The sequence below is a fragment of the Microbacterium sp. PAMC21962 genome (assembly GCF_019443465.1).
Classification (GTDB): domain Bacteria; phylum Actinomycetota; class Actinomycetes; order Actinomycetales; family Microbacteriaceae; genus Microbacterium; species Microbacterium hominis.
Map to the genome: position 1 here is coordinate 486906 of NZ_CP080381.1, position 18034 is coordinate 504939.

The window sequence follows — 18034 nt, forward strand, 5'->3', positions numbered from 1 at the left end:
CATGGCGAGCAGCGGCCGCATCAGCCTCCTGGTCGACTCGCCGCTGCGCGACATGCTCCTCGCCGCCCGCGAGCTGCCCGCCGACGTCCGCAAGGAGATCGGCGTCCAGACGAAGAAGGCGGCCGAGCCGATCTGGTTCGAAGAGGTCCGGGACCGGGCGGCGACCCGACTGCAACAGCGAGCGCTCGTCAACAGCGCTCGCGTCGGCGTCACCGCCCGGAACCTGTTCCTCCGCTCCGGCTCCGTTGGGAAGCTCTCCGACGGGACCCCGGTCTCCGTCGTCGCGAAGGGTGCGGAGTACGGCGGCAACCCCGCCAAACGAATCATCCAACGCTCCCGACGCGGCAAGAAGTATCCCCGACGCATGGGCTCCGTGTTCGGTGCACCCCGCCGCGGAGGCAACGTCTTCAACCCCGCCGCCGGCGACTCGATCGTGAGGTTCTCGTCTCTGATGATCCAGACCGCCACCCGTACCGCCCTCGACCACCTCGAACTGAAAGGACGATGATGGCCTCCGTCCACGAGATCGGCATCGCCGCGGATACCCGCGGGTTCGACGAAGGCGTCCGCAGCGGCATCATCAAGCCGCTCGAGAAAGCCGAGGACGCGTTCAAAGACCTCGAACGCGCCGCCTCCGATGTCGGTCGCGACGGCGCTCGCGACGTCTCCCGACTCGAGGAGGCACTGCAGGACGCCCGCAAGGAATCCGAACGCACCGAGAAGGGTCTGCGAGACGTCGGCGACACCGGCGAGAGGGGCTTCAAGCGACTCGGCGAGAAGGGGGCTGAGGTATCTGGGGAGCTTCGGCAGAACCTCGGCGAGACGTTCTCCTCGTTCCGCGGTGACCTCGAAGACCTCCCACAGATAGCGCAGGACACCCTCGGCGGCCTCGCCGGGTCGGGTGCGCTCGGCGGGATCGGAGGTCTTGCTGCCACAGCCGCAGGCGCGGCGGGCCTCGGTCTGATCATCGGCGCGATGGATCAGATCGACGAGAGGAACCAGGAACTCGCCCAGCGTGCAGGAGAGATGGCGCAGGCGTTCATCGACGCCGGCAGCAACGTCCTCAGCGCGACGAGCATCGCCGCCGCATCCGCCGACGTCATCACGGACGAAGACAAGCGCAAGCAAGTTCAGGCCTACGCCGACGCACTCGGCATCGACCTCGCCACAGCAGTGCGCGCGTACGTCGGCGACGCGAACGCGATGAAGGTTGTCGACGCTCAGGCAGGGAAAGCCAAGGAAGAGAACCTCGCGATCGCAGACGCGCAGAAGCAATCCCTCAAGGAGCTCACCCCGGAACAGCAGAAGAGCCTTCAGCAGAACATGGCTGCGATCGGCGCTCAGCGGGAACTAACCGGCGTCATCGACCAGGCAAACACGAAGTTCAACGACCAGCAGGCCGTACTGAAGGGGCTGATCAACGACGCGCAAGGAGCGACCAAGGAAGTCGACGATCTCGGAAACGCGGTCTACACCCTGCCCGACGGCACCCAGATCATGATCGACGCGAAGACCGAGCAAGCGACCACGGATATCTCGAAGTTCAAGGGCGACCTCGACGGCATCCCCGAACTCGTCACCAGCAAGCTGCAGATCGATATCGACACCAGCGACTTCGACCGAAAGATGGCTGCCATCAACCGCCGCGCCGCGGAAGGGGTCTCAGTCGTCGTCAACCCGACTCTCGGAAGGGTGATCCAGTGATCACATTCACCCGCTACCCCTACACCGGCCCCATCGACCAGCTCGACGTCCCCTCGATCGATGCCCCGTGGACGTCCGCCCGCGAGTCCCGCACAATCGAGCACCAACTGCTCGAGTCTTCAAAGACGCTATACACGCTCCGGCCGCCTCGACCATCTGCCGGAGCTATGACGCTCCGCTTTCCCGACGCCGCCAGCGCATACGCAGCGCGGGACTTCTTCTCGACCGCGGCTGAGTTCGATATGTACCCAGTCGACCCGCCCGAGCTCTCCGCACGCTTCGTGGTCACGGGCGGCGATATCGCCATCACTCAAGAGACCGGATCCTGGACGCTCACTCTTCCGTGGCGGGAGGTCATTGCATGAACTCCGTCCACTACGAGTACGAGGCTGAGGTCCGCGACGGCAACCAGTGGATCGCTCTGCCCGCCACCGACATCGTCCCCTCTGCGGATCTGGACCGGGTCCCCTTCGCTGCGGCCACAATCACCGCTGGTGCGCTCAGTGAACAGCAATGGGCTCTCCTTGACCCGCGCCTCGTCGATCCTCATGAAGGTGGTCAGGTGCGCTGGCGAGTGCGGCAGCTCGATCCGGCAGGTGCTGTCATCGGATACTTGCCACGGGTCGGCGAAGCAACAAACCAGTGGGCGACGATGTACGTGCGAAGCGTCACTCGGGATCTCAACGTGGCCACGATCATGCTCGGCGGCGGCGAAACGATGGTCGACGATCGTCTCGTTATCGAGGACACCGGGCGTCTGACGTCGAGATACGAGATATCGAACGTGCTCGCTCAGCCCAGGACGCTCGGCGGCTACGTCGACGCTCTTCTCGGACTCACGTTCGGTGCCGGACATGCGAATCCTGCCGATGATGCGGCAGCCGCGGTGCTTTCAAGATCCGCCGGCCCTGGAACTCGTCTGTCAAACCCTGAGCACGTCGAGATACCTATCCCCGCGCCAGCCGGAGCGTCGTTCATGCAGCTCATCGAGACCGAGCTGTCTTCACTCGGCATGCGCCTGTTCGACGCCTGGGGCCTCGGCTGGTACGTCGCCAGCCGCGACAAGGTCGCACCAAGCGATCCCGTCAACCTGCGATGGGCATCCCACGACGACGATCTGCCCGCCGGCGTCGAGCCCATCATCCTGTCCTTCAACGACACCGCTTCTAGAGACGGCGACTGGGCTGACACCGTGGTCGTCGTCGGTGAGTCTCCGGCGTTCGACAGCACCCGCACATGGCGGCACTTCGCCGAGGGAAGTGCACGGTCGCGGGGTCGCGTAATCGAGATCACGGCAGGAGAGCCATCGGGAAACCTCGCTGATTCGGTCGTCAGTCGAACGTTCCGGCGAGGCCGGGACATCGTGGTGACCACGCAAATCCGCACTGAAGCGACACCGGGCGCACCGATCGAACTGCACCTGAAATCGGGTGTGCTCGCCGCGGAAGTTGTGTCGGTCGAATGGCAGACAGGGCGGGGCGAAATGACAGTCCACGCGCGATCAGCGCAGCAGATCAGCGTCGACATCACCGATCGCCAGAACGCTACTCGGGTATCCGCCGAGAAGGCGATGAGTGAGGCAGAGAAGCTCGTGGCTCAGGCGTACGAGAAGTCCGTTCAGGACACGACAGCGCAGATCGCGGAGAACAACCGGCAGAAGTTGTGGGAGTTCCGTCGGGGTTGGGACGGTAGATTTTGACAAGCCCGGAGAACATGGTCAACGAGTTCCTGCCCCAGTTGCGAGCTCACGTCATCCGCAGGTACGGGTGGCTCGAACGGCGTGGGAATTGCCTGGTCACGATCGACGATCTCATCCAGGTCGCGTCGATCGCACTTCTCCGCCACATCGACCGGTGGCCGAGAATCGCCGCTGACCGAGGGTGGGACCCGAGCAACAATGACGGCGCCTTCTTTGTCATGCTCAAGGAAGACATCAAGCGCAAGATCATCCGATACCGGCGATACGCTGGCGACCCCGCCGAGGGGGAGGTCGACCCTGTCGCGACCAGCCTCGACGATCGGCCCGCGATCGAAGGCCACGAGCTCGAGACCACCGAAGCCGAGTACCGAACATCGCTCCACGCCCCGAACATGCTCCCTCACTGGAAGATGGTGCAAGCGGACATCGTCGACTACTTCGTGTTCCTCCGCAAGCGGGAGAAGATGAACATCGCACTCCGCTACTTCGACGAACTCTCGCACGCCACCACCGCTGAGATGCTCGGGATCAGTGTCCAGTCCTCCAGGCAGACGATCACGAAGGTCAAGGCTGAGTGGATCAACCACGCCCGCAACCAGTTCCGTGACGAGCAGCTTCTCACGCAAGAGAGGACACACGGCATCGTCTGGGAGCCGTCCGAAGCGCTCGTCGCTTACATCCGCGACCGGCACAGGATGGACATCGACGAGTACCTCGGGATCGTCACCATCGCTTTCCGCGAAGACGTCGGTTACCTCACCGAGATCCTTAGCGAGGACTACCACTACGGGGCGACCGCGCACGCCGCTTCGCGCGCCCTATCTCCGTACCAGGAGGCGCAAGTCGATAAATGGATCGCAGCGGGGATGAGTCAGGCTGACATCGCCCGTGATCTCGGCGTCGCCTACCATCACGTTAACCGGTATGTGGCGAGTGGCAGGAGGACAGCCGTCGCCTGATTTCGGGCGCCCGCCGATAGGGTCGGTCCCATGGGAAAGCTCCTCTACGGTTCGAAGATCGAGATCGCCCTCGACGATCGCACCGCGTTCCATCTCGACGTGTTGCGCAACAAGCTCGGCGACCGACCCTTTACCGTGCACGCGACGATGGGAGGCGAGCACGACTACGACCTCGTCTCGATGAACGTCGCGCCAGGCATCCCGCTCGTCCTCATCTACGCCAACAGCCCGTTGCTCGACCTCAACCTGCCCTTTGTGCACAGACGCATCGTCGAGGTACATGAGGGGCGCGTGGTCACCATCCCATTCGACTTCGAGAGCAAATGAGCCCTCAGCGGCGGCCTCTCGGACTCGCTCACGTGACCCCGTCAGACTCCGCTCTCAGTTGGAAGCGGCCTCTCGATCAGATACTGCAGACGATCGACATGATCCTGTGAGATCTGGCTCCTGACCATCAGTATCCGCGGGATTGCTCGTCGCGCTTCCTCGGCGAGCTCCAAGTACATGCGTTCGAGCTGGGCGTAGCGAGACGCGATCGAGGGGTCCTCGGGGGCCAGCCATCTCTGAATCGCGTCCATGCGCTCACCGTCGCCTCTGCGCCACTGTCGAAGTCGATACGCGAGAGGCGTGTCATACCCGTCATCGGTTTGGTCCAGCCACCAGCGCTCACCGTGCGCGGCGACGGAATGGGCAAAGGTGCGCTCGTGGACCTGCGCGTCCCGCAACCAGCGTTGGCCCGCTTCGGGGCGACGTCGGCACACCCGGATCAACACCTTTTCTGCCTGAGGCCAAGGCAGGCACACCGTGCCCTGATCGACGAAGGCACCTTCGGCCGAGCGTAAGTCGTTCTCCGCTATTCCGCTCGCCTCCGCGACGGCCGCGATGTCGACCAATCTGAGGATCCCTGAAGACCCATTACCGTCGAAGTCCGCCTCCGCCTCTGCCAGGTAGGCCGCGAGTACCTCCGCTGCCAAGTCTGCAACCGGCGTGCTCGGCGCGAGGCGCTCCGCGCCTTCGAACTCTTCGTATCGTCGGATGTAGTCATCGCGTTCGCTCCACGGCACAGCGAGCCGCGTTGCAGGCACCCACTCCGCGGCACCTTGCATCTTGGGGTCGAGATGCTGAACGCGCACGCGTGTCGCCGCGTCGGAAGGTACGACAAGAAGCACCACGCGCATCCAACGCCGCTTCCGCGGATCGCGGTACAGCCAGTCTTCGCCTTCCATCGACGCTTGCAGCTTTCGGGCACCACGCATGACCGCCACAGTAGTCCGCAGAAAGTCCGCAGAACTCCCACCGATTGCCCCCACCGCCTGCCGTGCTTGACGTGTCAACCGCGGAACTGCGCGGCAGAGACGCCACGCACCAACCCGCCCTAGGCCTCAGAACCTACGAGCTGTACTTCGGCGTCTAGTCGGCCCGCGGCAGGGCCGGAGTGACCGGTGACGATCCGTCGTCGCCGTCTCGCCGGATCGAGTCGCCCAGAGCCCCAGTGGCACCGCTTCCTCCCCTGGAGGAACCCGGTCGCCGCTGGGGCTCTGTCGTTTCGGGTCTCTGCGCGTCGGAGGCCGGCTGTCACCTGCCACGGTCCCGAGCCGATGCCGCTGTGGTGCTCGATCTCGGGCCGCGGCATCCATAGGATCGACCCGGCACCATCCGTACGCCGCCTCGGCGACGGAGCATCGGGCCGATCACAGAGACGAGGTCACCATGTTCGCTGTCACCACGAACGACGTTCCGGGTTATCGCATCACCAAGGTCCTCGGCGAGGTCATGGGGCTCACGGTGCGGTCGGCCAACTTCGGCCAGAACTTCACCGCCGGCTTCCGCTCGCTCGCCGGCGGCGAGATGCCCGAGTACACGAAGGTCATCTACGAGTCGCGCTTCGAGGTGATGCAGCGGATGTGGGCCGAAGCGCAGCAGCGCGGCGGCAACGCCGTGGTGGCGATGCGGTTCGACTCAGGTGCGATCGGCAGCTTCACGGAGTTCTGCGCGTACGGCACGGCCGTGGTGGTCGAGCCGCTCGATCCGGCGCAGGCGTAGCGGCATCCGGGCACGGATGCGGTCGTCGGCGCGTCGCGGCATCCGCATCTGGTGAGTCGCGCTCGCGGCCCGCTAGATTTGACGCACCCGATTGCGTCAGCGCGCCGAACCCGGAGGTGCCCGTGGGCGTGCTCTCCCGCCGCCAGTTCCTCGCCGTCGTCGGCGGTCTCGCCGCTGCCGGCGCACTCCCCCGCGACGAGCTCGCGCACGCTCTCGCCGCACCGCCGCGCGCGGTCGCCGACGCACCGAGCACGCTCCTGCAGACGATCCTGCAGGGGCCGATTCAGAAGGGCTCCTACCGCACGCTCGTCGCCGGCGCGGGTGAGCCCCACATCGCACGCTTCGACGTGCTCGGGCGCTCCGCGGACGCCGGGCGCGCCGCATCACGTCGGTCGCTCCTCTACCTCGCCCACCTCTCGGACATGCACGTCATCGACGCGCAGTCGCCCGGCCGCATCGAGCCGATGATCGTGCAGGACCACGCCGCGTGGGGATCGGCATTCCATCCGCAGGACCCGCTCAGCCCGCACGTGATCGCCGCGATGACCAGGTCGATCTCCGATCTTCGGTACAGCCCGGTCACCGGCGCTCCGATGGATGCCGCCGTCGTCACCGGAGACAGCGCGGACATGCACTCGCACCGCGAGCTGCGCTGGTACATCGACCTGCTCGACGGACTGACCGTCGACCCGCGCACGAGCGACACGTTCCAGGGCGTACAGGCGTGGGCCGAGGCCGTCTGGGCCTATCGGCCGGCCGATCCGACGGGCGGCGCTTTCGGCGCCTACGGCTTCCCCACCCTGCCGAGCCTGCTCGACGAGGCGATCGCCCGCCCCGTGTCGTCGGTGGGCCTGCCCGCCCCCTGGTACACCGTCTACGGAAACCACGAGACGCTCCTGCTCGGAACGTTCGACCTCGACACGCAACTGCGCGCCCTCGCGGTGGGCGGACGCAAGTCGTACACCCTGGAGGCGACGGCGGCGATGGCGCTCGGCGGCTACGCGGCGCGCACGAGCGCCGTGCAGCAGACCCTGGATGCGTGGGGGCTTGAGCTGGGGCTGCGTCCCGGATTCAAGGCGGTCCCCGCCGATCCGGGGCGTGCGCTGTTCACGCAGCAGGAGTTCATGACGGAGCATTTCCGCACGGCGGATCGTCCCGGCCCGGTGGGGCACGGCTTCACCGAGGAGAATCTGCGCTCCGGCCAGACGTGGTGGAAGGCCGATCTGTCGCCGCGGGTGCGGGTGTTCGGCCTGGACACCTGCAACCAGGTCGCGGGCCCCGACGGCGCCGTGCCGAAGAACCAGTTCGACTGGCTCGAGGCGGAGCTCGTCACGGCCACCAAGGAGAATCGGCTCGCGATCGTGCTCAGCCATCACAACAGCGACACCCTGGAGAACCGGGCACAGCGGCCCGGGCAGGAGGAGGTGCTGCTCGGAGCCGACGAGTTCGTGGCGATGCTCGTGAGATACCCCGTGGTGGTGGTGTGGCTGAACGGACACACCCACCTGAACCAGATCCTCGCGCACCGCGGGCCTGGCGGTGGCGGCTTCTGGGAGATCACGACCGCATCCTGCATCGACTTCCCACAGCAGCAGCAGACCGTGGAACTCGTCGACAACCGGGACGGCACGCTCTCGATCTTCACGACCGTCGTCGACCACGCCGCCGATCCGCGGCCGGGAAGCGGCGGCGACTATCTCGCGCTCGCTTCGCGCAGTCGCGAGCTCGCGTCCAACGACTGGGCCGAGACTCCGCTGATGCGCCGCGGGTCGGCGCTCGACCGCAACACCGAACTCCTCCTGCCCGCGCCGTTCGATCTCGCGACGATCAGCGACGCGGCGCTCGAAGCGCAGCATCTCGCCGCGCGCACGCGCATCCTCGCCCACGAAGGGAACCTCTGATGCGCGCCGCTCGGCTCGTCTGCGCCCTCGTGGCGTGCGCCGTCGCCGCGAGCCTGGCGGGCTGCTCGCAGGTCGCCGCCCTCGCACCGGTCGGAGGAAACGGCCTGGCCGAAGTGCGCTTCGGAGCGATCGACGTCCTGCAGCAGAAGGGCATCGATCTGCTCGAGGCGCCCGTCTGCGCGACCGTGGGGGCAGGGCCCGCGGTGACCTGCACCGGCCGCACGCTCGACGGCCACGACGTCTCGGTCGCCTCCAGCGTCTCGTCGGACGCGCGACTGGACGTGCTCGTCGGCGGACAGACGCTCTTCTCCGGCCTCCTGTCGGATGTGCTCGACGCGGCGGCGCGCGGATGAGCGCCGCCCCGATGTCGCTGACGCGGGTGGTCCTCGCGGGGGCCGTCGTGGTCGCCAACGCCGCCGCACAGGCTGCGCTCGTCGCGGTCGCGCCGCGTCAACCGCTGGATGCCGCTGCCATCGCCTCGCCGTCGTCTCCGGTGTGGTCCTCGGTGCGGCGGCGGCCGCGCTGTGGGTGATCGCCCAGGGGCGGTTCCGGGCGCGCACGGTGGGCCGCACGGCGGTCGCCGCGGTCGCCGTCGCCCTGTTCGCGGTGGCGGCACCCGTCGCGATCCCGGTCGTGGTCGCGATCGCATGCCCCGTGATCGCGGCGGACCGCCCGGTCGTCGCCGGGACGGGGCTGCGGCGGCATCCCTGGCGCACCGCCCTCCATCTGGTGCTGACGGCTCTGGCGGTCGTCCTGGCGAGCGTGGTGGCGATGCTTCTCGGGCTGCTCGCGCCCGGCGCGATCGGGTCCGCCGCCGCGTGGCTGATCATCGGAGCCGGCGCCGCCGTCATCACCGGGAGCTGGCAGCGCTGGGCACGCCGTGCTGAGTCCGAGCACGGCACGCGCACGGCCCCGGCATCCGCTCAGCCGTAGAAGAGCTTCTCGAAGTCGCGGCGCGCCCGTCGCGCCGTCCGCAGCCACTCCTCCTCGACGAGGGTGGCCGACCGCGGCGGGTACTCCAGCAGACGGCCGATGCCGTCGAGCTTGCCGCGATCGGTCGGAAGGACGTCGCTCGTCTGGCCGGACAGCAGCGTGTTGGCCGACCGCAGTCGACTCGCGAGCCGCCACGCGTCGTGGAGACGCTGCGCGGCGGCATCCGGCACCAGTCCGGCCGCCCGGGCGGCCTCGAGTGCGTCGAGGGTGGATGTCGTGCGCAGCGCCGGGACGTCGTGCGCGTGCTCGTGCTGCCAGAGCTGCACGAGCCATTCGACATCGCTCAGCCCGCCGGGGCCGAGTTTGAGGTGTCGCGACCGGTCGGCGCCCTGGGGCAGTCGCTCGTTCTCGACGCGCGCCTTGATCCGCTTGATCTCCCGCAGGTCCTGCTGCACGGGATGCCGGGGGTAGCGCACCTCGTCGGCGAGGGCCATGAACCGGCCGACGAGCTTCACGCTCCCGGCGACGCCGCGAGCGCGCAGCAGGGCCTGGGCCTCCCACGAGAGCGACCACCGTCGGTAGTACTCCGTGTAGGAGTCCAGCGACCTCACGAGCGGTCCGTTGCGCCCTTCCGGACGCAGGTCGGCGTCGAGCTCGAACGGGACCCGATGATCTTCGGAGTAGGTGCGGATGCCGGCGACCAGGCGCAGCGCGAGATCGTGCGCGCGCTGCGGGTCGAGGCCGTTCGCGTCGTAGACGTAGAGCACGTCGGCGTCGGACCCGAAGCCCAGCTCTCCCCCGCCGAAGCGGCCCATCGCGATGACCGAGAAGTCCAGCGCGGCGTCCTCGGCGCCGACGATGTCGCGGCGGACCGCGCGCAGCGTGGCCTGGATGGTCACCTCGCTGACCGTCGTGAGGCCCTGTGCGAGCTCATCGATCGTCAGCGTGCCCAGCACGGCCCCGAAGGCGAGCCGCAGCAGCTCCCGACGACGCAGAGCGCGCACGGCGCGCATGGCCTCGACCACCGTCTCGTGCCGCGTCTGGATCGCGCGCGCCTCTTCCTGGAGGGCGACGCCGGGGCGCGGGCGGAGCTGGTCTTCGGAATCGAGCCAGGCGACCGACTCGGGGATCCACTCCATCAGCTCGCCGATGTAGCGTGATCCCGACAGCACGCGGGTGAGTCGCTCGGCGGCACCGGCCGAGTCGCGCAGCATCCTCAGGAACCAGGGCGTGTCGCCCAGACGTTCGCTGATGCGCCGGAAGGCGAGCAGGCCGTAGTCCGGATCGACCCCGTCGGCGAACCACCGGATCATGACCGGCATCAGATGACGCTGGATGGTGGCCTTGCGGCTCAGACCGCCCGTGAGCGCGCCGATGTGACGCAGCGCTCCCGCCGGATCGCGGAACCCGATGGCCGCGAGGCGATCGTGCGCCTGCGCGGTCGACAGCTGCTGCTCGTCCGAGCTCAGTGCCGCCACCGCCGACAGCAGGGGGCGATAGAACAGGCGCACGTGGATCTCGCGCACCTCGCGTTTGATGCCCTCCCACAGCGCCCAGACGCCGGGCCCGCCGTCCGCCAGGCGCGATGCGCGAGCGAGCACCCGCAGACCGTCGGGCTGCTGAGGCATGAGGTGGGTGCGGCGCAGGTCACGCAGCTGCACGCGATGCTCGAGGACCCGCAGCACCCGGTAGTCATGCGAGAACGTCGCGGCATCCTCGCGCCCGATGTAGCCCGCGCCGACGAGCGCCTCGAGCGCATCGAGGGTGCCCCGTTGCCGGATCGTGTCGTCGGTGAGCCCGTGCACGAGCTGGAGCAGCTGAACGGTGAACTCGATGTCGCGGATGCCGCCGGGACCGAGCTTCAGCTGGTAGGGGACCTCCGCGGCAGGGATGTGGTCCGTCACCCGCTCGCGCATGCGCTGCACGCTGTCGACGAAGTTCTCCCGGGCCGCGCTCGTCCAGATCTTCGGCTGGACGGCCGCGACGTATGCCTCACCGAGAATACGGTCGCCCGCCAACGGGCGTGCCTTGAGGAGGGCCTGGAACTCCCAGCTCTTCGCCCAGCGGTCGTAGTACGAGAGGTGGGAGTCGAGGGTCCGCACGAGGGCGCCCTGCTTGCCTTCCGGGCGCAGATTGGCGTCGACCTCCCACAGGGGAGGCTCGATCTCCATCCCGGAGATGCCGCGCATCGTCTGCACTGCGAGCCGCGTCGCGATGTCGATCACGCGGCTCTCGCCCACCTGCTCGACGAGTTGCGGGTCTCCCCCGCCCACGAAGATGACGTCGACGTCGCTGACGTAGTTGAGCTCGCGCGCGCCGGTCTTGCCCATACCGATGATCGCGAGCTGCGTCGCCGCGACCTGGTCGCGCGGGAACAGACCCGATCCGGGCGCACCCCCGGCGACCCGCGTCCGCGCGACGCAGAGGGATGCCTCGAGTGCGGCACCGGCGGCATCCGCCAGGCTCGCCGCGACCGGTGCGAGCACGGCGACGGCGTCGTCGGCACCGAGGTCGTGGGCGGCGATGCGCGCGAGCATGCGCCGGTAGCGGACGCGGAGGGCCACCCACGCGCTCTCGTCGCCCGTCGCGGCGAAACCGTCGGCATCCGCGCCGACCGCATCGGTCAGCTCGCGGCGCAACTCCTCCGCCGTCGGCAGCGGCACCTCGGGGCCGACGAGGTGGGCGAGCTCGGCGGGGTGTCGGAGGAAGAAGTCGGCGAATCCCGTCGACGCGCCCAGCAAGCGCCACAGCGCAGAGCCTCCCCGCGTCAGCGCCTCCGCGACGGCGGTGGCGTCGCGGCGCGCGATGCGCGCGAGCGCCGCCAGAGCGCCGTCCGGATCGGCCGCGTGCTGGGCGCCGCGCAGGATGTCCTCGCGGGAGAGGCCCAGGGCCTCCGCCAGCTCGGTCAGCAGCGCGTCGGCGTCGCCGAGGTCACCGAATCCGTCGCGCGCCAGCAGCGTCAGAACCGACGTGCGCTCGCTCGAGGTCATGACGGATCAGAGCATCTCCAGGTTGCTCTTCAGCTCGAAGGGCGTCACCTGTGCACGGTACTCGTGCCACTCGCGGCGCTTGTTGAGCAGCACGTAGTTGAACACCTGCTCGCCCAGCGTCTCGGCGACCAGCTCCGACTCCTCCATGTACTCCAGCGCGTGGTCGAGGCTCGCGGGCAGCTGCGCGTAGCCGAGCGCGCGTCGCTCGGCATCCGTGAGCGACCAGACGTTGTCCTCGGCCTCCGGCGGAAGCTCGTATCCCTCCTCGATGCCCTTCAGGCCCGCGGCGAGCATCAGCGCGAAGGCGAGGTACGGGTTCGCCGCCGAGTCGAGCGCGCGGTACTCCACCCGCGTCGACTGCCCCTTGTTCGGCTTGTACATGGGCACCCGCACGAGGGCGGAGCGGTTGTTGTGACCCCAGCAGATGAAGCTGGGCGCCTCGTCGCCGCCCCAGAGCCGCTTGTACGAGTTGACGAACTGGTTGGTCACCGCGGCGATCTCGTTCGCGTGGGTGAGCAGTCCGGCGATGAACTGGCGACCGGTCTTCGACAGCTGGTACTGCGCGCCCTCCTCGTAGAAGGCGTTCTGGTCCCCCTCGAAGAGCGACATGTGCGTGTGCATGCCGCTTCCCGGCTTGCCGGACAGGGGCTTCGGCATGAAGGTCGCGTACACGCCCTGCTCGATCGCCACCTCCTTGACCACGGTGCGGAAGGTCATGATGTTGTCGGCGGTCGCGAGGGCGTCCGCGTAGCGCAGGTCGATCTCGTTCTGCCCGGGGCCGCCCTCGTGGTGGCTGTACTCCACCGAGATGCCGAGGTCCTCGAGCATCCGCACGCTGCGGCGGCGGAAGTCGTGGGCCGTGCCGCCGGGGACGTTGTCGAAGTAGCCGGCGGAATCCACCGGCTCCGGGCCTTCGGGTCCGAACGACGACGACTTCAGCAGGTAGAACTCGATCTCGGGGTGGGTGTAGAACGTGAACCCGGCATCCGCCGCCTTCGCGAGCGTGCGCTTGAGCACGTGCCGCGGGTCTGCCACGGCCGGCTGCCCGTCGGGCGTGGTGATGTCGCAGAACATGCGGGCCGTCGGGTCGATCTCACCGCGCCACGGGAGCGTCTGGAACGTCGTCGGGTCGGGGTGGGCGAGCAGGTCCGACTCGTACGATCGGGTCAGGCCCTCGATCGCCGATCCGTCGAAGCCGAGTCCTTCGGTGAAGGCGCCCTCCACCTCGGCGGGGGCGATCGCGACCGACTTCAGCGTTCCGATCACATCGGTGAACCAGAGGCGGACGAACTTCACGCCCCGCTCTTCGATCGTGCGCAGTACGAAGTCCCGTTGCTTGTCCATCGCGTCCTCTCAGATGCCGCTTCGAAGGGAAGCCGGGCCGAAGGCCAGACTATCGGTCCCCGTCGGTGTGCGACGCGTCGCCCGACGTACCCCAGTCGCCCTCGCGGGCGTCGTCCTCGGCCCACTCGCGCGAACGCTTCGCGAGCAGCTCCGGAGCCTTCGCCGCCTCTTCGGCCGTGTCGAACGGTCCGGCGCGGTCGATGGCGGGCGACTCGAACCCGCGCTCGACGGCGCCGGTCGTGAGGTTGTACCAGTACTTCTCGTCGCCTGACGTCATGGCAGGTCCTTCCTGTGGGGGCTCTGGCTCGATCCTAACGATGGGCGCGGAGGACCTGGATAGGCTGGACCGCATGACGACGAAGGCGACCCGCGCGGTCGGTGTGGACATCGGCGGAACCGGCATCAAGGGTGCCCTCGTTGACCTCGAGGAGGGAAAGCTCCTCAGCGACCGCGTGAAGGTGGCGACGCCGACCGGCGCCGAGCCCGACGACGTGCTGGCGGCGGTGCAGACCGTTCTCGACACGCTCGGCGTCATCGACGCCGACATCCCGCTGGGCGTCGCGTTCCCCGCGATCGTCAAGAACGGCAAGACCCTCTCCGCGGCCAACGTCGCCGACACCTGGGTCGGCTTCGAAGCCGAGAAGTTCTTCGAGGACGGCCTCGGCCGTGAGATCCACTTCGCGAACGACGCGGATGTCGCCGGTGTCGCGGAGGCGCGATACGGTGCCGCTCGCGACGTGCCCGGCCTCGTGCTGCTGACGACGCTCGGCACCGGCATCGGGACCGCCATGCTGTACGACGGCGTCCTGATCCCGAACGCCGAACTCGGACATCTCCAGCGTGCGCATCACGGCAAGGATGCCGAGGCGTGGGCGGCCTACTCGGCGATGGAGCGCGACGAGCTCACGTGGAAGAAGTGGGCCAAGCGCCTGCAGTGGTACTACAGCTACCTCGACTTCCTCCTGAGCCCCGATCTGTTCATCGTCGGCGGAGGGGTCTCGAAGCACGCCGACGAGTTCCTGCCGCTGCTGCAGCTCTCCACACCCATCGTCCCCGCCACGCACCGCAACAACGCGGGGATCATCGGCGCGGCGGCGCTGGCGGTGTAGCGCGATCGACTGTTGCCACGCGCGTGCTGTTCGCTCTATGGTGAGCCTGACGGTCTGGGGACTGTCGAGCTCCACTTTCACACGCTGATGCAAGCGGCGGAGAGGCGGGACGCAGAGCTGCGTTCCGCCTCTCTCCGTCTTACCGTCGTCGCGCTGCGCGGCGTAGGCTCGTCGCCATGTCGACCCAGCCCGCGGATCCCGAAGCGGTCATCCAAGAGATCGTCGAACGACTCGAAGTGCGTTTCCCGAACGCTCCGGCCTCCGTGGTGAGGGCCGCCGTCGAGGAGGCTCGGGATCACTTCTCGCGCGCTCGCGTCAAGGACTTCCTGCCGGTGTTGATCGAGCGCGAGGCGAAGGCCCGGCTCGAACGACCCCTCTGACCCCTCCGACGGTCGGGTCGCGAACCCTGCCGGACGGGGTGAGGCGAATGGGCCGGCCTGTACGCCGGGTTCTGTCCGGGAGCTCGCGCTCCGTGGACGGTCATCTCTCTCGGCGACACGTTGCCGTGCCGCTCCAGCGGCCTACCCGGGGACTCGGCGAGCCGCGTCGGCATCCCCTGTCTGGCCTTGCTCCGGGCGAGGTTTACCGTGCGGACCGTGTCACCACGATCCCGGTGGTCTCTTACACCACCCTTTCACCCTTACCCCGGTGCTCCGACGAGCGGAGTCCGGGGCGGTCTGCTCTCTGTGGCACTGTCTCGCGGATTGCTCCGGGTGGGTGTTACCCACCGCCCTGCCCTGTGGAGCCCGGACGTTCCTCGGTGCGGGTGAACCCGCCACGCGACCGTCCAGCCGACCCATTCGCTCCCCCGATCCTACTGGTTCGCGTCGTTGCGACGTGGTACGGTGTCGCCACGAGGCCCGGCTGGGGGGTTTGGGCTCGCATCGCCTGGGGGAGGCATCATCATGCGTAAGTACGCGCTGCCCGTTTTTCTTGCCGTCGTTCTGCTGTCGGGGGGTGCGTCGGCCGCGTCGGCTGCCGATACCGGCGACGACTACGGCCCCGACACGCCGTCATCGCCGTCGCTGAGCGGGACGACGGTCTCGCCGTCCTGCGACGCGAACGTGCCGTGGATCGACTACTCGGTGGTCCTGAACGATCCGGACGGCCAGGCCACGAGCCACACGGCGCGCCTGGTGCTGACCGACGGCGCGCAGAGCACCACCATTGCACTCGGAGAGATCGTCGATGGGACGCTGTCCGGACGGGTGCTCTGGCCCGGCGCATCGGTGGACGAGAACGGGCAGGGGAACGGCTGGCCCGGGTGGGCCTTCGAGAACGGCCAGTGGGTCGCGTCGCCGGGCAACTTCGCCTGGACGAGGGGCGACATCTCGGCCACCGTCGAGGTGAACCCGTCACTGCGGGTCGCGCTCTCCTACCCGCCGTCGACGCCCGCGTGTCTGACGGACCCCGCCGGTGTGGCGACGTCGGGAGCCGTCGCGGCGGCGGGAATGTCGCTGCCGGCGACGGGCGGCGACGGCGCGGCCGTGCTCCCGCTCACGGGCCTCGCGCTCGCGCTCGTGGTCGGCGGCGGTGCCCTGCTGTACGCCCGGCGCGCGCGCCGCGCCCGTGACTGAGATCGCGCCGCCCACCACCGCGACCGGATCGCGCCGCCGGAAGCGGCGGCGGGGCGCTCTGGTCGCCGTCGTGGTGGTCGGGCTGCTCCTCGCGGTGGCGGGATGGCTCGGCATCCGCGGGTGGATGGCGAAGAACGAGCTCGAGGAGGTCGTCGCGCTGCAACCGCGCCTGTCGGCGGCCCTCGCCGCGGGCGACCTGGCCGCACTGACCCCCGTCGTCGATGCCGCACGGGAGCATGCGTCGCGCGCGGCCGCCCTGACGTCGGACCCGCTGTGGCGAGCCACTGAGGCGATCCCTGTCGTGGGGGCGAACACCGCTGCCGTGCGGATGCTGGCGGACACCGTCCGCGACGTCGCCGCCGCGACCGGAGACGTCCTCGTCGCGGCGCAGCCCACCGGCGGTGCGGACGGAACGATCGACCTGTCGGGGGTCGCCGCGGTCTCGGCTCCGCTCGACGCTCTCGCGCAGCGCGTGGCCGCCGCCGACGGCGCCCTCACCGCGCTCCCCCGCGACCAGCTCGTCGGTCCGCTGCGGGATGCCGCCGACCGCGCCGGCGTCGCGGTCGCCGCCGGGGCGCCGCTGCTGCGGGAAGCGGCCGCCGCGGCGAACGCGCTCCCGGGGATGCTGGGTGCCGACGGTGCGCGGACGATTCTGGTCATGATCCAGAACACCGCAGAGGTGCGCACCGGCGGCGGCATCACCGGCTCCTTCCTCGCGATACGGGCGGTCGACGGTCGCCTGGAGGTGACCGACCACGTCGACTCCCGCGCCTTCCACTCGCTCGATCATCCGATCGCGGAGCTTCCTCCCGATCTCGTGGCGCTCTACGGTGAGGCTCCCGGGCGGTTCGTCATGAATGCGACGATGACCCCCGACTTCGCCCTCAGCGCACGGCTCGCGTCGGCGTGGTGGCAGTCGCTCGGCCATGCCGCGCCGGACACGGTGGTGGCGGTCGATCCCGCCGTGCTCGCGTCTCTCCTCACGATCACCGGGCCACTGACCCTCTCCGACGGCACCGTCGTCGACCGCGGCGACGTGGTCGAGGACATCCTGGTCCGGCCCTACCTGGAGAAGACGGCCGACGAGCAGACGGCGATGCAGAGTGATCTCACGGATCGGCTGTTCGCGGCGCTCTCGTCACGTCCCCTCGATCCGCTCCGCTGGATGGACGCCCTCGCGAAGCCGGTCGCGCAGGGGCGCGTGTCGGTGTGGAGCGCCCGGGCGGATGAGGGGTCGGCGCTGGCGCAGGGCCCGCTCGGCGGAGCGCTCGCCCGCCTGCGCGCGGCGGGACCCGACGCCGTGGGCGTCTTCTTCAACGATGCCACGACGGGGAAGATGGACACCTATCTGCACACGCGCATCGCTCCGTCGGTGCAGACGTGCCGGGCCGACGGCGCCGCCGACGTGACGCTCGCCGTGACGCTGCGCAGCAGCGCGACCGTGGCGGCTCGCGACTTCTCCGTGTGGATGACGGGAGCGGCGAACCCGTCCGCCCCCGGCGACATCACGACGGATGTCACGGCGATGATCCCCAACGGATGGTTCCTGGGCGGCGTGGAGCTCGACGGTGAACGGGCTTCCTCCACCGACGTCGACGGCGACGCGTCGGCGGCGACCCTCGCGCGTGTGACACTCGCTCCCGGACAGGAGCGCACATTGACGTTCCACTTCGTCGCCCCACGCGGCGCCGGGCTGCAGCCCGTCGTCGTGCACACCCCGATGATGAACGATGTCGACGTGGAGGCAACCAGCGCGCCCGGGTGCGGGTGACCCC

Annotated in this window: 19 protein-coding genes and 1 other RNA gene; 15 read left to right on the forward strand and 5 right to left on the reverse strand. The window is 68.8% G+C overall.

The annotated features are described in order from the left end of the window. The first annotated feature begins 1 nt into the window (after nucleotide 1). Genes KY498_RS02355 through KY498_RS02380 form a run of 6 tightly spaced genes read left to right on the forward strand, consistent with a single transcriptional unit; the run spans nucleotide 2 to nucleotide 4689 of the window. Nucleotides 2-508: a hypothetical protein gene (locus KY498_RS02355; protein WP_121191267.1), complete on the forward strand. Its 507-nt coding sequence runs from the start codon at nucleotides 2-4 to the stop codon at nucleotides 506-508. Next, nucleotides 505-1704 (forward strand): hypothetical protein, encoded by a 1200-nt coding sequence (locus KY498_RS02360; protein WP_219879444.1) that lies wholly within the window; start codon nucleotides 505-507, stop codon nucleotides 1702-1704. Before KY498_RS02355 ends, KY498_RS02360 begins: the two co-directional genes overlap by 4 nt. Then, nucleotides 1701-2069 carry a hypothetical protein gene (locus KY498_RS02365; protein WP_219879445.1) on the forward strand — a complete coding sequence of 123 codons (369 nt, stop codon included), beginning with the start codon at nucleotides 1701-1703 and terminating at the stop codon, nucleotides 2067-2069. Before KY498_RS02360 ends, KY498_RS02365 begins: the two co-directional genes overlap by 4 nt. Then, on the forward strand, nucleotides 2066-3403 hold the full coding sequence (locus tag KY498_RS02370) for a hypothetical protein (RefSeq protein WP_219879446.1): 1338 nt from the start codon (nucleotides 2066-2068) through the stop codon (nucleotides 3401-3403). Before KY498_RS02365 ends, KY498_RS02370 begins: the two co-directional genes overlap by 4 nt. Before the next feature lie 14 nt (nucleotides 3404-3417). Next, nucleotides 3418-4362: a hypothetical protein gene (locus tag KY498_RS02375; RefSeq protein WP_219879447.1), complete on the forward strand. Its 945-nt coding sequence runs from the start codon at nucleotides 3418-3420 to the stop codon at nucleotides 4360-4362. Between the two features lie 30 nt (nucleotides 4363-4392). After that, complete coding sequence (locus KY498_RS02380) at nucleotides 4393-4689, forward strand: hypothetical protein (protein ID WP_219879448.1); 297 nt, start codon at nucleotides 4393-4395, stop codon at nucleotides 4687-4689. A 41-nt stretch (nucleotides 4690-4730) separates the two neighbouring features. On the opposite strand, the gene KY498_RS02385 is transcribed toward KY498_RS02380, so the two are convergent. After that, complete coding sequence (locus tag KY498_RS02385; protein ID WP_219879449.1) at nucleotides 4731-5618, reverse strand: hypothetical protein; 888 nt, start codon at nucleotides 5616-5618, stop codon at nucleotides 4731-4733. 454 nt (nucleotides 5619-6072) lie between these two features. Here KY498_RS02385 and KY498_RS02390 point away from each other — a divergent pair, with 454 nt between their 5' ends. The 5 genes from KY498_RS02390 to KY498_RS02410 all read left to right on the forward strand — a co-directional run bounded on the left by KY498_RS02390 (nucleotide 6073) and on the right by KY498_RS02410 (nucleotide 9239). Continuing rightward, a complete protein-coding gene (locus KY498_RS02390; RefSeq protein WP_060958910.1) occupies nucleotides 6073-6405 on the forward strand; it encodes a YbjQ family protein in 333 nt (110 codons plus the stop codon). A 122-nt stretch (nucleotides 6406-6527) separates the two neighbouring features. Then, nucleotides 6528-8306, forward strand: coding sequence for a TIGR03767 family metallophosphoesterase (locus tag KY498_RS02395; protein WP_191008584.1), 1779 nt, complete (start codon nucleotides 6528-6530; stop codon nucleotides 8304-8306). Next, the gene (locus tag KY498_RS02400) at nucleotides 8306-8659 is read left to right on the forward strand and encodes a hypothetical protein (RefSeq protein ID WP_191008583.1); all 354 of its coding nucleotides are present in this window, start codon (nucleotides 8306-8308) and stop codon (nucleotides 8657-8659) included. The genes KY498_RS02395 and KY498_RS02400 overlap by 1 nt, the downstream gene beginning before the upstream one ends. Next, nucleotides 8656-8838: a hypothetical protein gene (locus KY498_RS02405; RefSeq protein WP_219879450.1), complete on the forward strand. Its 183-nt coding sequence runs from the start codon at nucleotides 8656-8658 to the stop codon at nucleotides 8836-8838. Before KY498_RS02400 ends, KY498_RS02405 begins: the two co-directional genes overlap by 4 nt. Then, complete coding sequence (locus tag KY498_RS02410; RefSeq protein WP_219879451.1) at nucleotides 8802-9239, forward strand: hypothetical protein; 438 nt, start codon at nucleotides 8802-8804, stop codon at nucleotides 9237-9239. Before KY498_RS02405 ends, KY498_RS02410 begins: the two co-directional genes overlap by 37 nt. On the opposite strand, the gene KY498_RS02415 is transcribed toward KY498_RS02410, so the two are convergent. The 3 genes from KY498_RS02415 to KY498_RS02425 are packed head-to-tail and all read right to left on the reverse strand — an operon-like array spanning nucleotide 9230 to nucleotide 13850. After that, nucleotides 9230-12229 carry a bifunctional [glutamine synthetase] adenylyltransferase/[glutamine synthetase]-adenylyl-L-tyrosine phosphorylase gene (locus KY498_RS02415; RefSeq protein WP_061781767.1) on the reverse strand — a complete coding sequence of 1000 codons (3000 nt, stop codon included), beginning with the start codon at nucleotides 12227-12229 and terminating at the stop codon, nucleotides 9230-9232. The genes KY498_RS02410 and KY498_RS02415 overlap by 10 nt on opposite strands. Before the next feature lie 6 nt (nucleotides 12230-12235). Continuing rightward, nucleotides 12236-13573 carry a type I glutamate--ammonia ligase gene (glnA, locus tag KY498_RS02420; RefSeq protein ID WP_060958915.1) on the reverse strand — a complete coding sequence of 446 codons (1338 nt, stop codon included), beginning with the start codon at nucleotides 13571-13573 and terminating at the stop codon, nucleotides 12236-12238. 49 nt (nucleotides 13574-13622) lie between these two features. Next, complete coding sequence (locus KY498_RS02425; RefSeq protein ID WP_060958916.1) at nucleotides 13623-13850, reverse strand: hypothetical protein; 228 nt, start codon at nucleotides 13848-13850, stop codon at nucleotides 13623-13625. Between the two features lie 73 nt (nucleotides 13851-13923). Between KY498_RS02425 and ppgK the strand changes: the two genes are divergently transcribed. Continuing rightward, nucleotides 13924-14682 (forward strand): polyphosphate--glucose phosphotransferase, encoded by a 759-nt coding sequence (ppgK, locus tag KY498_RS02430; protein ID WP_191008581.1) that lies wholly within the window; start codon nucleotides 13924-13926, stop codon nucleotides 14680-14682. Between the two features lie 176 nt (nucleotides 14683-14858). After that, the gene (locus KY498_RS02435) at nucleotides 14859-15062 is read left to right on the forward strand and encodes a three-helix bundle dimerization domain-containing protein (RefSeq protein WP_191008580.1); all 204 of its coding nucleotides are present in this window, start codon (nucleotides 14859-14861) and stop codon (nucleotides 15060-15062) included. A 44-nt stretch (nucleotides 15063-15106) separates the two neighbouring features. Here KY498_RS02435 and rnpB read toward each other — a convergent pair. Then, an RNA gene (gene rnpB / locus KY498_RS02440) (RNase P RNA component class A) lies at nucleotides 15107-15481 on the reverse strand. Between the two features lie 106 nt (nucleotides 15482-15587). Between rnpB and KY498_RS02445 the strand changes: the two genes are divergently transcribed. Together KY498_RS02445 and KY498_RS02450 are read left to right on the forward strand one after the other, a co-directional pair. Further along, nucleotides 15588-16259, forward strand: coding sequence for an LPXTG cell wall anchor domain-containing protein (locus tag KY498_RS02445; RefSeq protein WP_191008579.1), 672 nt, complete (start codon nucleotides 15588-15590; stop codon nucleotides 16257-16259). Then, nucleotides 16252-18030 (forward strand): DUF4012 domain-containing protein, encoded by a 1779-nt coding sequence (locus tag KY498_RS02450; RefSeq protein ID WP_191008578.1) that lies wholly within the window; start codon nucleotides 16252-16254, stop codon nucleotides 18028-18030. Before KY498_RS02445 ends, KY498_RS02450 begins: the two co-directional genes overlap by 8 nt. Nucleotides 18031-18034 lie beyond the last annotated feature (4 nt).

What these genes read in the sequence shown, in the direction of transcription:
- KY498_RS02355 (WP_121191267.1), top strand. Translation starts at nt 2, where the DNA reads ATGGCGAGCAGCGGCCGCATCAGCCTCCTGGTCGACTCGCCGCTGCGC.
- KY498_RS02360 (WP_219879444.1), top strand. Translation starts at nt 505, where the DNA reads ATGATGGCCTCCGTCCACGAGATCGGCATCGCCGCGGATACCCGCGGG.
- KY498_RS02370 (WP_219879446.1), top strand. Translation starts at nt 2,066, where the DNA reads ATGAACTCCGTCCACTACGAGTACGAGGCTGAGGTCCGCGACGGCAAC.
- KY498_RS02375 (WP_219879447.1), top strand. Translation starts at nt 3,418, where the DNA reads ATGGTCAACGAGTTCCTGCCCCAGTTGCGAGCTCACGTCATCCGCAGG.
- KY498_RS02380 (WP_219879448.1), top strand. Translation starts at nt 4,393, where the DNA reads ATGGGAAAGCTCCTCTACGGTTCGAAGATCGAGATCGCCCTCGACGAT.
- KY498_RS02385 (WP_219879449.1), bottom strand. Translation starts at nt 5,618, where the DNA reads ATGCGTGGTGCCCGAAAGCTGCAAGCGTCGATGGAAGGCGAAGACTGG.
- KY498_RS02390 (WP_060958910.1), top strand. Translation starts at nt 6,073, where the DNA reads ATGTTCGCTGTCACCACGAACGACGTTCCGGGTTATCGCATCACCAAG.
- KY498_RS02400 (WP_191008583.1), top strand. Translation starts at nt 8,306, where the DNA reads ATGCGCGCCGCTCGGCTCGTCTGCGCCCTCGTGGCGTGCGCCGTCGCC.
- KY498_RS02405 (WP_219879450.1), top strand. Translation starts at nt 8,656, where the DNA reads ATGAGCGCCGCCCCGATGTCGCTGACGCGGGTGGTCCTCGCGGGGGCC.
- KY498_RS02415 (WP_061781767.1), bottom strand. Translation starts at nt 12,229, where the DNA reads ATGACCTCGAGCGAGCGCACGTCGGTTCTGACGCTGCTGGCGCGCGAC.
- glnA (WP_060958915.1), bottom strand. Translation starts at nt 13,573, where the DNA reads ATGGACAAGCAACGGGACTTCGTACTGCGCACGATCGAAGAGCGGGGC.
- KY498_RS02425 (WP_060958916.1), bottom strand. Translation starts at nt 13,850, where the DNA reads ATGACGTCAGGCGACGAGAAGTACTGGTACAACCTCACGACCGGCGCC.
- ppgK (WP_191008581.1), top strand. Translation starts at nt 13,924, where the DNA reads ATGACGACGAAGGCGACCCGCGCGGTCGGTGTGGACATCGGCGGAACC.
- KY498_RS02435 (WP_191008580.1), top strand. Translation starts at nt 14,859, where the DNA reads ATGTCGACCCAGCCCGCGGATCCCGAAGCGGTCATCCAAGAGATCGTC.
- KY498_RS02445 (WP_191008579.1), top strand. Translation starts at nt 15,588, where the DNA reads ATGCGTAAGTACGCGCTGCCCGTTTTTCTTGCCGTCGTTCTGCTGTCG.